Source organism: Saccharibacillus kuerlensis DSM 22868 (genome assembly GCF_000378145.1).
Classification (GTDB): Bacteria; Bacillota; Bacilli; order Paenibacillales; family Paenibacillaceae; genus Saccharibacillus; species Saccharibacillus kuerlensis.
The window spans coordinates 65,746-82,854 of the sequence record NZ_KB899284.1 but is presented as its reverse complement, the minus strand read 5'-3'; the positions used below and the strand labels follow the sequence as shown (position 1 = coordinate 82,854).

The window sequence follows — 17,109 nt, the reverse complement described above, 5'->3', positions numbered from 1 at the left end:
CTGTACCCGCCGTCAACAGCAGGATTTGCGAACAACTTCTCTACCGTTTATTCCGGAATATAAGGAAGATCCAGCATCTTCGGAATATTGATTACATGCTGTTCCGTATACGTGCGGATGCCTTCCGTACCGTATTCACGGCCGATCCCGGATTGCTTGAAGCCGCCGAACGGGAAACGAACGTCCAACCCCTGCACGGCAGCCGTATTGATCATGGTTGTTCCGGCTTCGAGCTGACGCGCAACGAGGATCGCATCCTCTTCTTTCCCCCACACCGAACTCGTCAGTCCGTAGATACTTTCATTGTGGAGACCAATCACCTGCTCTTCATCGTCAAATGGCAGAATCGGAACCGTAGGGCCGAACTGTTCTTCCACTACAATTCGATCATGCGCATCGCAGCCCAGAACAAGCGTAGGCTGCAGGTAGTATCCTTGGTCAAACACCTTCTGGTCCAAAATTTGGCCGAGAGGGATGACCTTGGCCCCGCGCTGCTTCGCATCTTCGACCAGACTCAGCACGTAATCTTTCTGTTTCAAGTTATTGACCGGGCCTACCGTCGTATTGGGATCGAATGGATCACCGATGCGAATCCAACGATTTGCCGCCTCGATATATTTTTCCACAAACTGATCATAGATCGAACGGTGTACATATACGCGTTTGGCGATCATGCAGATCTGACCTGTTGTCAAGAAATTGGAAACGACGATCCGGCGCATCGCGCGCTCATCGTTCACGTCAAAGCTCTCCAAGAAGATCGCCGCATCGTTGCCGCCAAGCTCCAGCGTCATATCCTTGATCGTGTCCGAAGCTGCTTTGATAATATGCTTGGCCGTTTCGGTTCCGCCTGTAAAAGCGATTTTCGTCACATGAGGATTCGTCGTCAGTTCAACGCCCACTTCCGCATCGCCATGAACGACATTGATGACGCCGGCCGGGAACTCGCTCGCGATAATCTCAGCTACCTTCGCCGCTGCAAGCGGCGCATACGGACTCGGTTTAAGCACAATCGTGTTGCCCGCCAGCAGGGCAGGAGCGATCTTGATCGTAGACAATGCAATCGGATAATTCCAAGGACTAATCGCCGCCACTACGCCAATCGGATCGTAAGAAAGAATCGTTTTCCCCTTCTCATGCTCTTGGATCTCTTCCTGGAGAGCCGATGCCGCTTCATTGCAAGTAAACTCCATCCACATCAACGACACATAAATTTCGCCGTGCGCATCATACAGCGGCTTGCCGTGCTCTCTGGACAACAAATGCACAATCTCATTTTCGGCTGCTCTAATCTTCTCGATCGCTTTTCGCATTCTCGTCACGCGTTCCTCGATGCTCGTTTTCTTCCACGTTTTAAAGGCATTCGCCGCCGCTTCGATTGCTTCGACAGCTTGTTCCTTCGTTGTAACAGGGAAATAACCCACGACCTCGCTCGGGTTGGCCGGATTTTCTTTGGCTGACTGGGAAAGGGACTTTACGTTCTGGCCGTTAATCAACGCTTCAACGGTAACGGCCTCTTGGTGTGCTTGAATGGTCATTTGATATCCCCTCCGTGATTTAGATGGCTTACCGGTCGTCTCATCAGCTGAAAGGTTACGTCCATCTGAATCGCCCTAGAAGCATGCGCGTTTCAGACGAACGTAATCCTACTCTTAATTTGAGACGATTTTAACCCCACACTTCGTCTGCAATTTCCTTCACGTAACGAAGCTTACGCCATTGTTGTTCTTCCGTCAGAATATTGCCTTCTTCCGTCGACGAAAATCCGCACTGAGGGCTCAAGCAAAGCTGCTCAAGAGGGACATAGGTTGCCGCCTCCGCGATCCGGGCTTTGATTTGTTCTTTGTCCTCTAACTCGCCGGTTTTGGATGTGAGCAGACCCAGCACGATTTTCAAATCTTTTCGATTCACGTGCTTTAACGACTCGAAACTACCCGAGCGCTCGTCATCGAATTCCAAAAATAATCCGTCTACGTCTAGACCGCCAAAGATCACCTCGGAAGCATAATCATAGCCGCCTGTTGAGAAATAGTTCGATTTATAGTTACCGCGGCAGATATGCATCGTCACCACTAAATCCGCCGGCTTATGAGCCAAAGATTCGTTAATCATACGCTGCATCGTTTGCAGCTCTTCCGCCGGTTCCAGACCTTTGGCGCGCATCTTATCGTGACCCGCTTCCGAGAAGAGGTCTGCCCAAGCGGTATCGTCCAGCTGCAGATATCGACATCCCGCATCATAGAAGGCTTGAATCGCTTTTTGATACGCCGCAATCGTGTCCAGAAGAAACGCCTCGCGGTCCGTATAGACATTGGCGCCGTTCTCCAAACGATATAGAAGCATGTTTGGACTCGGTATGGTCTGTTTCGCTACGGTATCGCCTGCATGCTGCTTAACGAATTTGAAATCTTCCACGAAAGGATGCGTCGAGAAATCGACTTTGCCAATAACGCGAATCCCGCCTTTACGCGTTTGCATGTTGTGGAACTGCGGACCGTCGATCTGCTCATACAGCTCAACGCCATCCAGACCGCCCAAGAAATCAAAATGCCACCAGCTTCTGCGCAGCTCGCCATCCGTAACGGCAAGCACGCCGTTTTCCTTCTGCTTTTCGATGATCCGAATAATCTCCTGATCTTCTACGGCTCTTAATTCCTCGTATGTGATGCTGCCTGATTTATATTGTTCGCGCGCCTGGCTTAAGTTCGCCGGACGTAAAAAGCTACCTACGTGATCGTGTCGAAAGGGTATCATATCGCTTGCTCCTTCTGCCTTTTAGTCTAGTAAGCATAACATGATCAAAAAGAATTCTTGTCATACGAAAAAGGCATGTCTAGTCATAATTTTGAACGATAGCTGGAAGGTTAGGTCTAAGGGTAGAAGATATGAACGATGATAAAATGTAGTAAACATCTGTTAATTTTAGCTGATCTACCTTCACGATCCGCATCAAATGGATAGGATTTTGCTATTTACGATGCATTTCAGCAATTCTCGGATAATTATATTCCAGTAGATCCGTCCACCTATTGTACTTTTTAGACAGTTCGTTCTCTCTCTTCGTCTACATTCCGAACGAAATCTCGATTTTCTGCCAGGACAATTCATATATCGCTAAAAACGCGAATATCCAGCTCACCATGCTGACGCATCCGCAGGAGCGGATGGGCCGCGACGCGGCGGACTGGATCATCAAGAGCCTGCAGGGGAAGAAGGATTTGCCGGAAAAGACCTATTAGCAGCCGGTGTTGATTGAAGGGGAAACTGTTAGGGCCACTGAGTTGGAATAAAAAAAGGACGACCTCGGCTTATCGCCATAGAATCGACCCTTTTTTTATCCAAACTATCATTTGCCAAACCGATATCCTCTTCCCCATTCCGTCAAAATGTAAGTCGGATTCGCAGCATCGTCTTCGATCTTTTTGCGCAATTTACGGATATGCACCATCACGGTGTTATTTGAGTCATAAAAATAAGGCTGCTTCCAGACGCTTTCATAAATATTTTGTGCAGGAAAAATTTTATTGCGTCTAGTCATCAATAATTTCAAAATACCGTATTCCAGTTCGGATAGCTCGATTTTCTGGCTTCCTTTCCAAACCTCGTTGAATAGTTCGCTCACTTTCAGTATACCGGCAACAAGAAACGTTTCGTTATCCTCCTTTTTATCTTGATAAATTTTATATCTTCGCAATAAAGCAATGACTCTGACATGAAGCTCGTGTTCCGAAAAAGGCTTGGTCATATAGTCGTCGCCGCCGGCTAACAAGCCTTCCGCTTTGTCCAACGTGTCAGATTTCGCTGTCAAAAACAAAATCGGCATATTAAAACGTTCTCTGATCCGTATACATGTTCCAATACCCGAAAGTCCGGGCATCGAGACGTCCAAAACGATCAAATCAAACGAGGCGTCCACAATCTCCAGCGCTTGCCTTCCATCTTCTGCCGTCATCACTTCATATCCTTGATTGGAAAGAGAAAGCTTCAGCAAATCTCGGATTTCCCGATCGTCTTCAACAAGCAAAATCCGATTTTTCATCCTACCCTTCCTTATCTATTCATAGTTTTGAATGGCGACTTATATCTTTGTGTTCCAAAATCTCAATAACGTTAAGTATTCGTTATTTTCTTGCGTGCTTTTAAACTGCGCTTGCATCCGATTCATCATTCGTCCGATGATTCTTTCACCGAGTCGGTTGCTTTCGGTTTTCGCATCGGCTTTTTTAATAGTATTGTGGATACGGATTTCGAAGGTTTCTTGATTCGATGTAAATACAATGTTGATCTCTTCCGCCGGGTCGGCGTATTTAAGCAAATTGGACATGAGGTTATCGAAAACGCGTCCAAGCTCTTCCATATTCACATAAATATAAGTTTCCGGCAGCTCACCCGAAATATGAACCCGAAAATTCTCCTGATGAAGAACAGCGATCTGATCCGATATCAGATCGTAGATCACTTCCTTCACGGTAACCGATTCCAGCTCCGCTTCAGTCTCCTTATCCAGCAAAAAATACGCAAACAAATTGTCGGACATCCTTTTTAATTGCAGAGCTTTATGATAAGCATTGTCTACGTACCCTACTTTGTCGTCGGTACGCGCTTCGCTTCGTTCTTTTTTCGCAAACTCCAGATACATGATTAGCGATGTAAGCGGCGTGCGCATATCGTGCGAGATTTCGGTTACGAGGCTGCGGCTTTCTTTTTGCAACTCCTCGATAGCTTTAAGTTTATCTAGAAAAGCTTTTCTTAAACCTTCTATGCTTTGCGCAATCCTCGCTAACTCGTCATTTCCTTTTATCGTCATCTCGTAATCCAGCTCGCCGCCTTCAAGAATATGAATCTCTTGATGGATCGTTTTCAAATAATTCAAGCTCCCGCGTATCCCCAGCAGAACGATAATCAGAAAAATCAAGGTCGCGCCGAACAACTCCAGCGTGAACGCTAGAGCGAAATATCGGGAAGAGTAAAAACCGTCGATCCTCACCTGCGCTTGACCGTCGCTGAACTGAACCGGACGTGAATGGGTCTGATGATATTGAGACACCTTTTCTTTTCCATAAGCCGACTCATCCGATCGGGAATACGTAGAATTAAATTGAAGAATCTGATCTTTAGATATCGTCAGCAGAATGTGATTTTCTTCTCTCGCCCATTGTTCAAAAGCTTGGCGATCCGATGTCGACAAGTGATTCGCAGAAACGTAGTCGCTGAATTTCTGGGTGTATCGGGTCGATTCTTTTTCGTAATATTCGTCTGAATTTAGATATCCCTCGATCAGGTCATTCGTGATTTTTTGCAGTGCTGCGAATACGATACCGCTTGCGAGCAAAGCGACTGCAATCAGCAGGAGCAATTTTCCGGTCAGCATGGATTTATAATTGCGATGCGTCAAATCCTTTCCTCTTCTCGTTGAGTTTGGTCTTACGTCCCTTTTATATTAATAGGATACAAAGCAAATCTTAATTGTTTATGAAAGCAAATATCCAGTTGATAAAAATGAATTTGAATTATTTCTTCAGCCTTCATAAACCGTTAAGATTTGCTCTTTATATTATCGAGAGTAAGGATCGACGACAAGCACTCCTCACACCTTAAAATCATTGCACATTTAAAAATAAAAGGAGCATTGCTATGAGCTCACAAAAAGAAGAACTTATGCAACCTATGAGTCTGCGGGAACGGATACACTTTTTAGATATCGTCCGCGGATTCGCCATGCTGGGCATTATTATCGTCAATTATTTTTTAATGGTGGATTCCGCAAAAGGATTCGAGATGGGTTCGAACGATGTTATTCGTAATCTCGTTTCCCAATTTGCCGAAGGAAAATTCGTAACGTTGTTTTCTTTCTTATTCGGCGTCGGATTCATGATTTTTATGAATCGTGCTTTAATGCGAGTCAAAAATCCGAACAAACTTTTTGCCCGTAGGTTGACTGTTCTGCTAGGATTCGGCCTTTTGCACATCACTTTAGTTTGGGTCGGCGACATTTTGGCTTTTTATGCCTTAACCGGATTCTTACTGCTCGCTTTCTACAAGTGCAAGCCCAAAACAGTGCTACACTGGATTATTGCGCTTATTGCTATTCAATTTTTGTTTCCTGTAATTAGCTTTTTATTCCAGTCGATTAGCGCGCAACCATCCGAAATGTCGAATTTCGCAGACTTCGTGCTATCCAGTCACAATAGCAGCCTCACTTACCTCAGCTCGATCGGGGCCAGATGGTTGGATATGAAAGCAATGTCTTTAAGTTCTTTCTCCACTGTATATTCCATGCTTCTCATGTATTTGCTAGGTGTATATTTTGTTAAAATGGAGTTTTTTAAAGCGATGTTCACAAAAAGACAGCTTTGGATGCAAATTTGGATCATCAGCACAATCGCTTTTGTCGTTACGGAAAGCAGTTCGTTATTCACTGTTCATCTTTCTTCCGATAATTATATAGCGATGGAGTTTTCTTCCGTCTTGATGCAAAATGGAGGCTTGACCGGAAGCATGTTCTATATGAGCACCCTTGCGATGATGCTGCTCTATGTTCCTCGACTGCAAGGCGTATTGATGATTTTCACCAAAGTTGGACGGATGTCGTTGACATGTTATCTGCTGCACTCGATCATTGGAACGATTCTGCTGCTGGGGTACGGATTCGGCCTTGCCAACCGTATTCAGCCTATCGGTACATTGACGATCGCTCTGGCCGTATACCTAGCTCTTACTTTGTTCAGTACGTTCTGGTTAAAACGATTCAAGTATGGGCCTATGGAATTTGTATGGCGTAAGCTGACCTACGGCAAAGTAAAAGAACATTCCAAAACGATATCGCCTCCTGTCGGAGAATCGGTTCAGTAAAAAATTTAAGGAAAGGGGATACCCCTAAGCATGAATACAAAAAAAGCGGCAAAAATCACTCTAGCAGCGCTGGAAACATCCGATTTACCGGAATTCAAAAAAAAATTACAGGAAGCTTTTGCAATTTCCGTCATCGAAACGTTCGGCACAAACGAAAATGAACCAATCCCGCCTGACAGCGACATCGAAGCGTCTTTGGATGCTCCCGGTGCAGTCGGTCACCACATTATTCAAAACGGCAATAAAGTAGGAGGTGCCATCGTCCGGATCGACAGCAAGACTCATCATAATTCTCTCGACTTTTTTTATGTGTCTCCAGAGTATCATAGCTCCGGTATCGGTCTTGCCGCTTGGCACGCAATCGAAGCCCAATATCCGGACACCGTGTTATGGGAAACCGGAACCCCTTATTTCGAAAAGCGAAATATTCATTTCTATGTGAACAAATGCGGATTCCATATCGTAGAGTTCTACAATAAATATCATCCCGACCCGCATTCGCCTGATCACGGTCACAACGACGAGAGTCCTTTCCCCGGCGAAGATGACTTCTTTAAATTCGAAAAAGTTATGAAAAAATAGGATTAGAAAAGCCTACTTCCGTAAAAATCGGAAGTAGGCTTTTCTATTCAGACTCTATTTTCCCTAATCCCGACGACTTTCTGTACAAAGAACGAAAAAGAAGTTCTACTGCTCTTCAGAGTAACACTGATTGAGGAGTACAATTGGTTTGTGGAGATTGTGTCTACTTATGGTAGGGCTCACCGTATCAGTTACAGAGCGAAATCAAAAGGCACCCAAATGGGTGCCTTTTGATTTTTAAAAGAGAAATTATAAAACTTATGCTAGCATACGATTCTTAAAATAGATTTTGAGGATCTTCAAGCTAGCTTTGGAGGTTGAGCTCTAAAGTAGTTATAAACCTGAAGCAACACAATCATTAAAAGTGGCATAATATATAAAGGCGACATGGTAAATAAAGAATGTAGAATGAAAATAAATGGAGCAAGTATGCTAAGTATTGTTAACTTAGGGTTCCCTACACCTAAATACAACTCAAAAGCCAAAAGGCTAATTTTTATGTACATATGCACCAATGAAAATACTAATGCAAGGCCAAGGAGCAGAATATCTTCACGTCCTGTAATGTCATACCATGCATGAGGATTGTTTAAGTAGACTCGCTCAGCTACGTATGTCAAAATAAAAGCCACTGTAGACAAAAAGAATCCCCACCTAGTTAAACCTGGTTTTGCCTGCTTGAAAGTTCTTTTTATCCTCTGGAAACCTCTTTTATTAAACACGACATACCCTCCTTTTGACTTTTTATACGACAAGCAAGTATATAAAGTTTCAGGTGAATTGTATAGAATCAATAAAATTCCAAAATTAAAAAGAGAGCCTTTAAAATTAAAGGGCTCTCTAACATTATAGATTATTTAAATAGTCTCCTCAAAAGTTGTATCTCTTATAGGACCTTCTACGATATTGAACATTCTAAAAATTTGGTTAGTCAATCTCTTGAATTCCGTGTCTCTAGAAGACAACAATATTTCAGTTACTCTTCTTTTTAATGAGTTTTCATCCCCAGGACATCCTTGGGATAACCTATTAATTACTAAACTATAAACAGATTTTCCATCCATTAATTCTCGCCAATTACTGCGCCAGTTGGATTCAGAAAAACTTTGTTCCATAGCTTCAAAATGTTCAATAAGTTCCCTTTTGATCTTTTCAAAATTTTCCCCCGACAATATCTCTTCAATGTGCTGCTCATGATTCTGTATTGTGTCCACTTTTAAATCTCTTCTCTTTATTAAACTATTCATTTTCCCTATCGTATTGTTTAGGTTGTAGTTCAAATATTTTCTTTTAGTATCATCGAGTTTCAAATTTGCTACTTCAAAAATAATTTCTTCAATATTTTGTAAGCTAGGTGCTTGATAAACCAGGTCGGTTGGATGCTCAAATGTTTTTAACGCTTCTTCTAAGACACTTGGCTCAAGATAGTAATTTTCTAGTTCATGTTTGTCAAGAATTATAAAGTGCTTTTCAAAATACTCTTCATCTTCATTTCTTAGTTTCTCTATTTCCTCATTACTTCTTGTATCTCTGTCGATCATAAATACAAAAATAGGGTCTTTCAATAAATCTTTAATCTGCTTTACTGACTTGAACACCTTTATGATTTCATTACAATTATCTAGTTCTTTAACTTTAATATTATATTGTCCGACTACCTTTTCTAGAAGTACTACATCAGTTTGACCTTCTACAAAAAGAACTTTATCGTTTACGTAGCTAAGTCCTATATCTCGAAGGACTCTTTCGCAAGACTCGTAATCTATCACCGAAACTGTATTATTTTGTAAAGCGAAATTTTTTCCGTTTGTAAAATTCTGATAAATCAAACTTTTAGAATGAGTAAGAAGAAAAACTTGACTTAGTCTAAAAAAGACATATTCTTTTAAAAGTTCTTTTTCTAAGCTTGGCAATCTAACATTGTTTCTATTTCCTAACGTATTAATAAACTTTTTATAATCTTCTGCTTCAACAAGACCCTGCAACAACGCGACTAACTTGCTTGCCAACTCTTCGTGCAAGTGATTTTCCGGTTCATCAATTATTAATATTCCCATACTTTTCGTGTAGTTAATAAAAAGTAATGAGTACCATAATAGCTTTTCTCCCGCACTAAAACCACGCATATCGTAGGCACTAGACTTACCAACAATTCGCTGCTGAGCTGTTATAACAAACTGGTCTTCTTTTTGAACAAAAGATAAGTTTTTAAGCATCAGATGTGGAGATAAATAATCAAAAAGAACTTTTGTGACATGGTAATAAATGTCATTTCTTGGTGAACTAGTTTTACGGTTTACTGGGTTCATCTTTTCATATAAATAGTCATTCACCATTAATTCGTATAATTTTTCAAAAGCACTTTCAGGTTCAATTGCAAAATATACAACACTTGAAATCGAATTAACTGGCTTTCTACTAGGTCTTAACTTTAAGTTATCAAACATGACATCTTGCTCTACGATATTTTTGCTAGAATTTATAAAAGCTACTACGTTTCTGGGGTTTTCGAGATTCCAAAAAGCGCCTAGAATTGCATTGTCCCTGTCGTCGAGAAATATACTCCACTGAGCTGTATTCTGGAGGATACCATGTACTTTTAATTTAGCTGTTACTTTGCAAGTATGATTCTCTTCTAAATCTTCAGGCCAATACAATTTAAAGTTTTCATCAAAAACATTGGAAGGAGCAATCAAAGCTCTATCTTTTTTATCGAATTCGAAAGTTACTTCTATATAAGATCCCTTTTCAAATGAGGAGTTATACAATTCTTGCCCAAGTTTTGTAGATAACTTCTCATATTCGGCACTGGTCACTACATTTTGCATTCTAGTAATGAAAAATGCTTTTTGAACTTGCATGACTGCTGCAAAAATAGTAGTTTTTCCTGCTCCATTCCTTCCACTTAATGTATTTATAGAAGTGCTGTCTTCAAAGTTAAAACTTTGAGGCTTAGTGTATTTCTTGATTCCGCTTAATGTAACATTTAAGAGTCGCAAATTTAATTCTCCTTTGAATTTTGGTATCAATACTCTTTGTACGAAATCTTCATCCGATTCTCAATCACATAAACTGTAGTATCAGGAGCTATATTATTAGAGTACTTCTGAAACACATTTCGCTTCAAAAACACAGTAGCCATTCGTAACTGGTATGGACACTGTGCAAAAAGAAGCTCTAACTCCTTCTTTCTCAAAGTATCGACTGGACCACTTGATGCTACAGCCTCGAAGATAAATACTTCTCCTTTATTCAAATCAACTCCTATTACGTCTGGGAGCTTCGCATGCTGATCTATAGAGATCTCAAGACGGTTTAAAAGATCTCCATTCAAGAATTTACTCTTATCTTTAGTATCGCCTAGATAGGCCAAATGTATCTCTCGGTCATCTTCTTTAAAGATCTCTTCAACTATAAGCTTAGCAATGACGTTATGGTCACCAGGTGAATAAGGGATTATTGTATCTGAAAAAGGTACATTAATCATTATGTCGTGTTGTTGTAACTCAGCTAAGTACGATTGCCGATTCAAAGTAATTTCATCTGCAAAATTAAGCATTTTTTGAGCCAACAATTCAGGGTTCCCTTGTAGTTGTAACAGTTCGCTAAACTCTTCTACTAAGGTATAATTGGTTTTACCAGAATTAACGGACCTCTTAGGATCGTCTTTGTTTACATGTACCAAACCGAATTCAACTAATTGTTTTAAGCTGTTCTTCCTTACGGTCTCACGAGTGTTTTCTGCATAATTCTTACCTAGATCGTTTCGAGCATAATTGAGGATATCCGTTATTCTAGCTCCCTCAGCTAAGCAAGTATGGCCTTTAATCAGACCTGACCGTGGAGTACGATCTTGTAGTGCCAGTATGCAGATAGCGGTTAGTTCATTTGTGTACTGTTTTGGGAATGCCATCCCTTCTAAAATCGTCAAAATTTCTTGGACATTTGTTTTCAAAATCCTCACCTCTGAATGCAATTGTTGTTCCGATAGTTATTAATATAATTGCAGTTGTATTCTGCGTCAAGAAATTTTTAACTGAAGTATTGCAGAATAAAAAATTATGCCTTAAGGAGTTTTTCTGATGGGATTTATTATCGAAAAAGGTGTGCTTGTTTTTAAAGAAGAATCCATGTATCCAGTGAATTTCTCAAATATGCTTTCTACTATCTCTGAATCTGCTCGGCAGCAGTTAGACGCTAAAAATAAAGAAGGACTTGAACAGTTTTTTACGGACATCGTAACCGCCGCTTTTATGGCAAGTTTATTTCAAGTACGAAAAAAGAAAAAAATTAGAATTTTGGATGCAGGCGCTGGTGCAGGTATTCTAGGTGCCGCCGTTATAAAAGAAATATGTAGCTGGGAAGAAAAACCTAAAGAAATTTACTGGGAAGCATTTGAAATAGATAAGAGCCTTTCAGCTGCCTTGCAAGAAACTCTAACCATCTGTCATCAAGTTTGTTCCGATTTTGATATTAAATTCACTGGGAAAATAGTGAACGAGAATTTCATACACAGTAGTGTTCAAAAGCTACCATCAGCTACAGCAAAAAGTAAGTTTGACCTAGCAATCCTGAATCCTCCTTACCAGAAACTCAGCAGTAATTCCAAAGAAAAAAAGTTATTGGCTTCAATCGATCTTGATGTTACTAATCTTTACTCTGCTTTTGTTGCTCTTTCTAAAAGATGGCTGTTAAAGGATGGCGAGCTTGTAGCAATCACTCCTAGAAGCTTCTGTAATGGACAATACTTTAAAAGGTTTCGAGAAGAACTAGTGAAGGATACTATGATTAATCACTTTCATCTTTTTGAGTCTAGAAGTAAGGTCTTTGCAGAGGATAATGTTTTACAAGAAAACGTGATCTACCATCTTATCAATAAGAAACCAGTAACAGGATACGAGGTAACTTTAACTTTTAGTCAGACGAAGAACTTCGAGAATATAGAAACTAACAAAATCCGCTTTGAAGAACTCGTTTTATCTGACGATCCATTGCTCACGATTCGACTAATTAAAGATATTTCTGATGTTGCGACAAAAAATGCTATAGAAGGTCTTCCTTGTACTCTTGAGAATTTGGGATTAACTCTCTCTACAGGCCCAGTCGTTGACTTCAGAGAGGAAAAGAGCACGCTATTGAAAGAACCTTCTCCTGATTCAGTGCCTTTGATTTATCCCGAACACTTCAATCAAGGAATTGGAAAAGTGCTTTGGCCGAAAGTACAGGTCAAAAAGTATAACTCTATCCTTATAAGCGAAAAATTAATGTCTAAACTTCGCCCACGTGGGAACTATGTGCTTGTGAAACGCATGACTTCGAAGGAAGAAAAAAGAAGGGTTGTAGCAGCCGTTTACGAGGAAAGCTTAACTGGTTCTAATCTAGTAGCATTTGAGAACAAGGTTAACTACTATCATATCAATAGAAATGGTTTAGACTTGACGTTAGCAAAAGGATTATCGCTTTTCTTGAATTCTACATTGGTAGATTTGTACTTCAGGCAGTTCAGTGGAAACACTCAAGTTAACGCTACAGACTTAAGAAGTATCAAGTATCCTACTATTCAGCAGCTTGTAATTTTAGGGAAAAGTTACGAAACAGAATTACCGAGTCAAGAAGTTATAGATCGTACATTCGAAGAAGTGTGTCTTATACCATCAGAGCAAGATATGTAATTAAGCCAGATGAAAATTAATATTATATTTCTGAAGAGCTCTAAGCATATGCTTAAAGCTCTATTTTTATTTTGGAGGCCTATATACTATGAAAATCATCCAAACTCAACAAGACCTCACTACTCTCTGCTATACTGATACCTTCCCAACCTTACTTCCGCAGATCCAAGCTCATTTCGATCACCTCCATTCTACCCACGGTGACGAAGAAGACACTATCTTCACACTAGACCACCTCGGCCCAATCATCCTCCTCGAACCCGGCGACAATCTTCACGATCTCTCCTTCATCGGCCTCAGCCGCGAAGACGGCGGACTTCTCGGCTGCACGCCAGAGTACGTTCAAGCCATCGAACTTCCGGATCAAACTGGCACAGCCTACATGATCGGTGTCGTCTACAACGACTCCTACATGACCACCTTCTTCACAATAGCCGGCTCCCACGACGAGACAATCGAGAAGTGGCTGCGCCAAAAATCCGGTCTAACCCCCACCGACAACGATCTCATATTGAAGCGTCTAAAAGAACTCTTCGAGCAAGACGAAACCGACCTCGGCCCCGAAAACGGAGGCGACAACATCTGGCTCATGCTAGTATCGGCCCGACCCTTTACACCCGACACTCTCACCGGCCTCCTCCCCGCTTACGCCCGGGAACTTCCCTTCGATAGCGATCCGTTCTCCCAGTTTCCGCTCCCGCCCACTCACCTGATCCGCCTCGTGCTTCGCACCAACAACCTGATCGACGGACCGAACGAATACACAGACGGCAACACCTGCTGCTTCCGAGTGAATCGAGAACTCGAACAGGCAGAGCTTCTCTGGGAAGACGAGGCGTTCAACGACACTCCCATCTTCCAGGGCGGCGACCTTCCTTCCGCGATCCACTGGGTCAGCGAACTTGCCGCTCCTTTCCACGTGCAGTATGAAGACCCGTTTCTCGAATAGCTGTACGTCCAATCAGGCCCACGTCTCCGTGTCTACACCACTCGTACGTCCACCTTAACACTCCGCGATCGTCTCTATTCCACGTGCACCATGCCACCCCCTTTCCATTCCTGTTCCAAAATACATTCATTGAGGAGAGTTTCCTATGTCCTTTTCCCTTAACGAGAACCAAAAGAAATCCCTGGCCCGGCTGATTCGGGAGCGACTTGACGAGCAGCTTTCGCGTTTCCCCTACGCCCGCTTTCCCGAAAGGCCTCTGAACGATTGGCGCGCGGCTTTCGCCGATCCAAAGTCGGTAGACGCTGCTATCTTGAAGTCCGCGCTTTCCTGGCAGTGCGGAGCTTGGCAGCGAAGAGACAAGCCTTACGCTCACAAAAAGCTCGAAATCATTGCTATTCAAAACTGGTCGGATTTTGTCGAAACCCTTCCCGATAATCCGGCCGACATCTTCGACTTCTGGCAAGACAAGTTTGGAGACAGCGGCAACGTCGGCTTCGACGTTGCCGCTTTTTTGTGCCACCTTCTAAGTCCCGAAGCGATCGAGCTCGTCGACACACACCGTCTCTGCGCCATGAGCGATCTGCTGGCGGAAATCGAGCACGACGAGAAAGAAGTTTCCGAAAATTACGACTACGGTAACCTAGAGCGATACACCGAGTTTTTCCGCCAGCTCCTCCCCAAGCTCCAGACCAACCTGGGGGAACGTGCTCCGCTGCAGCTCGGCCGCTTTCTCAAAGCCTACGGCAACCGCAATACGCTCGCTCGCGTGATTGGGCGATCGGGGCCGACAGTCGAGCCTGAATTTCCTGACCTTGATTGGGAGAGTTCTCCCTGCACGAACTACGACCTCAGTCAGATCTCCGCCAAAGCTAATGCCGACGTCCTTTTCGCGTGCCTGCTGCTTTCGCTAGATCGAAAAGAACCGCTTCCCGATACGCTTACGGTAGGCGAAATAGTCGGTGCCCTCCCACTGGGAACCGGCAATATCTGCAACCCCGCCAGCTACCACTACGCTCTGATTGCCATGTTCGGAGCGCAGAAGAAAAGGGATTTCTTCGAGTTCGAGGATGACAGTCTGAGAGAAAGCTTCACTCAGCAGGCCAACCAGGCGACGAGAGATATGCGCTTCTACGCGAAATACAGTGACGTAAGTGTGAGCATCAACCCTAGATATAGAAAGGAGGCTTGACCTGTACCATCGACTTATCCCGAATGCTCGCATAGATAGAAAGTTATCTTAGCCAATAGAAATTTGTATTAGAAAGGAGCGCCAAATGCCCGAAGAGGAAATGCTTATTCCTAAGCTCGAACGGACGTTAGCCACATGGAAGGAGATCGAACCAAAGAGCTTAGGTGCATCCAACGTTCTTGTTCGTATGGAGAAGAAGAAAGAGCACAAAAGCTCTTTCTCGCTCTCTGTAGCCGTGACTGTACCGACGCGACGAAGCGGAAAGAAACGTCGACTGCTGAAAGGCCTGCTCCGCAAGATGCTCGAGTAGGAACATGGAGCGCAGCAGATCAAAAAAGCGAGCAGCGGTCATTACTCCGTCTGCTCGCCTCGTATTTTCTATTCTTGTTCCTCTTCGTCATACGTGCGGAACATGTCCCGCGCCATACGCTCTACGAGCTTCACCTCGGACAAACTACGCTCTTGCAGCATCGCCAAGTGAATGCCTAACACCTGCTGCTTTTCGAGCTCCCAATCCGTATGTTCGAGTTCTCCGAACCTGAATGCGTCGATGGGCTCGGCGTCCAGCGCCGACATGATCTTATGCAGCGAGTTGATCGAGATGTTTCGGGTTCCGCGCTCCACCCCGCCTATGTAGGAATCCTGCATGCCCGCAAGCTCCGCCAACCCAGCCTGGGACAGTCCCCGATCGTTACGAATCTGCTTGATCCGCGCCCCGATGAGTTTGAGCAAATCCGACAAGTCTCATTCCCCCTCTTATCCACTAAGCGTAGTAAAGATTCGGAAAGGGAAACCATATTACCAAACTACAAAAAAACGTTGTTATAGTACTTTTAAGTTATTATAATAGGCATATCCTACCTAACGAGTTAGGGAAATAGGAGATTGCAACAGTTCCTGAGCATCAAAATTCGCAATCAAGAAGGGAAGGCCCAAAATGAGAAAGCTTTTTCTGCTGCCTACGGTGCTCGCTCTGGCAGTAGTTTCCGCCTGCGGAAAAGAAGAACCCGTCGACAGCGCCTCCACTGCTGTAAGTAAGACCAACGAAACGGAAGAAGGAACTGGCTCTCTCAAAGAAGCGGATTCCGAAAAGCCGAAGACGACCGAGTCAGCTGGGGCACCTGAAGAAGCAACATCCTCCACAGAGAAAGAAAACGCGCTGGAAGGTACGGAGCCGATTACAGAGAGTGAAGCGGCTTCGCCAGTAACCGAAACAGAAGAAGAGCCCCCTCAGAACGAAGAACTGAACCGTCAAGAAATGGAAGACGATGAAGACGAAGTCGCCGGAGATGCCCCGCAGAGCGACGACCTGATCCGAGCCGCCGACGGAAGTATGATTCCAAACATAGAATGGCGAACGGGCGATCCGGATATTTCGATGCCTGTTCGTTTCGGTAGTACGGAAGCCGAGCTAATTCTAGGCCAGGACAGCCCAAACGGCGTGAAAGTTCTCCTCCTATTCCCGTCCGGTTCCATCGCTCGACCGCTGGACCTTTCCGGCGTGGAAGATTCCGGCGCGTTCGACGACTACGGCGAGCTGAGTACAGGCTATGCGATCCAAGCCGCCCTTCACGACTTCGATGGCGACGGCATAGACGAGTTGGTTCTAGCAGCCGGAGATTCTGTGATCGACGAAGCTGTATGGGTGTTCTCTTACACCGATGTCGCAAACGTGGAGAAAGTAGACCCTATGACGCAGGATCTGGCCATCGGCTCTCAATCTTACATCGTGCTCGATGGTAACCAACTGATTGCTCCCTACGGATCGCAGGGACTGGTTGAAATCTATAAGTATGTAGATAAAGAATTTCTGCAGTCTGCCAATTGAGTGAATTCAAATTAAGAAACATGAGAGGAAGTTTTAT

At 43.5% G+C, this 17,109-nt stretch carries 15 protein-coding genes and 1 pseudogene; 8 read left to right on the top strand and 8 right to left on the bottom strand.

Features of this window, described 5'->3' with window-relative positions; genetic code table 11:
• Window positions 1-47: 47 nt before the first annotated feature.
• Window positions 48-1,538, bottom strand: a complete 1,491-nt coding sequence (locus F456_RS0110605) for an aldehyde dehydrogenase family protein (protein ID WP_018977005.1) — start codon at window positions 1,536-1,538, stop codon at window positions 48-50.
• A 130-nt stretch (window positions 1,539-1,668) separates the two neighbouring features.
• Entirely contained in the window at window positions 1,669-2,754 is a 1,086-nt protein-coding gene (locus tag F456_RS0110600; protein WP_018977004.1) for a 5-methyltetrahydropteroyltriglutamate--homocysteine S-methyltransferase, read from the bottom strand.
• A 317-nt stretch (window positions 2,755-3,071) separates the two neighbouring features.
• Here F456_RS0110600 and F456_RS0110595 point away from each other — a divergent pair.
• Window positions 3,072-3,239, top strand: a pseudogene (locus tag F456_RS0110595) (substrate-binding domain-containing protein); the annotation flags it as partial.
• Window positions 3,240-3,346: 107 nt separating this feature from the next.
• On the opposite strand, the gene F456_RS0110590 reads toward F456_RS0110595, so the two are convergent.
• Window positions 3,347-4,039 (bottom strand): response regulator transcription factor, encoded by a 693-nt coding sequence (locus tag F456_RS0110590; RefSeq protein ID WP_018977002.1) that lies wholly within the window; start codon window positions 4,037-4,039, stop codon window positions 3,347-3,349.
• Between the two features lie 39 nt (window positions 4,040-4,078).
• Window positions 4,079-5,395 carry an ATP-binding response regulator gene (locus tag F456_RS0110585; protein WP_018977001.1) on the bottom strand — a complete coding sequence of 439 codons (1,317 nt, stop codon included), beginning with the start codon at window positions 5,393-5,395 and terminating at the stop codon, window positions 4,079-4,081.
• 239 nt (window positions 5,396-5,634) lie between these two features.
• Here F456_RS0110585 and F456_RS0110580 point away from each other — a divergent pair, with 239 nt between their 5' ends.
• Window positions 5,635-6,852: a DUF418 domain-containing protein gene (locus tag F456_RS0110580; protein WP_018977000.1), complete on the top strand. Its 1,218-nt coding sequence runs from the start codon at window positions 5,635-5,637 to the stop codon at window positions 6,850-6,852.
• A 30-nt stretch (window positions 6,853-6,882) separates the two neighbouring features.
• Window positions 6,883-7,434, top strand: coding sequence for a GNAT family N-acetyltransferase (locus tag F456_RS0110575; RefSeq protein WP_018976999.1), 552 nt, complete (start codon window positions 6,883-6,885; stop codon window positions 7,432-7,434).
• Between the two features lie 299 nt (window positions 7,435-7,733).
• Here the strand turns inward: F456_RS0110575 and F456_RS0110570 are convergent, their stop codons facing one another.
• The 3 genes from F456_RS0110570 to F456_RS0110560 form a co-directional block, all read right to left on the bottom strand.
• Window positions 7,734-8,156 (bottom strand): hypothetical protein, encoded by a 423-nt coding sequence (locus tag F456_RS0110570; protein ID WP_018976998.1) that lies wholly within the window; start codon window positions 8,154-8,156, stop codon window positions 7,734-7,736.
• Window positions 8,157-8,291: 135 nt separating this feature from the next.
• On the bottom strand, window positions 8,292-10,433 hold the full coding sequence (locus F456_RS0110565) for an AAA family ATPase (RefSeq protein WP_018976997.1): 2,142 nt from the start codon (window positions 10,431-10,433) through the stop codon (window positions 8,292-8,294).
• Window positions 10,434-10,459: 26 nt separating this feature from the next.
• Window positions 10,460-11,389, bottom strand: a complete 930-nt coding sequence (locus F456_RS0110560) for a BsuBI/PstI family type II restriction endonuclease (RefSeq protein ID WP_018976996.1) — start codon at window positions 11,387-11,389, stop codon at window positions 10,460-10,462.
• Between the two features lie 127 nt (window positions 11,390-11,516).
• Between F456_RS0110560 and F456_RS22330 the strand changes: the two genes are divergently transcribed.
• The 4 genes from F456_RS22330 to F456_RS0110540 all read left to right on the top strand — a co-directional run bounded on the left by F456_RS22330 (window position 11,517) and on the right by F456_RS0110540 (window position 15,554).
• Window positions 11,517-13,106, top strand: a complete 1,590-nt coding sequence (locus tag F456_RS22330; RefSeq protein ID WP_018976995.1) for an Eco57I restriction-modification methylase domain-containing protein — start codon at window positions 11,517-11,519, stop codon at window positions 13,104-13,106.
• A gap of 88 nt (window positions 13,107-13,194) precedes the next feature.
• Entirely contained in the window at window positions 13,195-14,055 is an 861-nt protein-coding gene (locus F456_RS23600) for a hypothetical protein (protein ID WP_018976994.1), read from the top strand.
• Between the two features lie 145 nt (window positions 14,056-14,200).
• The gene (locus tag F456_RS0110545) at window positions 14,201-15,244 is read left to right on the top strand and encodes a hypothetical protein (RefSeq protein ID WP_018976993.1); all 1,044 of its coding nucleotides are present in this window, start codon (window positions 14,201-14,203) and stop codon (window positions 15,242-15,244) included.
• An 85-nt stretch (window positions 15,245-15,329) separates the two neighbouring features.
• Window positions 15,330-15,554, top strand: coding sequence for a hypothetical protein (locus F456_RS0110540; RefSeq protein WP_018976992.1), 225 nt, complete (start codon window positions 15,330-15,332; stop codon window positions 15,552-15,554).
• Between the two features lie 68 nt (window positions 15,555-15,622).
• Here F456_RS0110540 and F456_RS0110535 read toward each other — a convergent pair whose 3' ends face one another.
• Window positions 15,623-15,985, bottom strand: coding sequence for a helix-turn-helix domain-containing protein (locus tag F456_RS0110535; RefSeq protein ID WP_018976991.1), 363 nt, complete (start codon window positions 15,983-15,985; stop codon window positions 15,623-15,625).
• 196 nt (window positions 15,986-16,181) lie between these two features.
• Here F456_RS0110535 and F456_RS0110530 point away from each other — a divergent pair, with 196 nt between their 5' ends.
• Window positions 16,182-17,072, top strand: coding sequence for a prolipoprotein diacylglyceryl transferase (locus F456_RS0110530; protein WP_018976990.1), 891 nt, complete (start codon window positions 16,182-16,184; stop codon window positions 17,070-17,072).
• Window positions 17,073-17,109 lie beyond the last annotated feature (37 nt).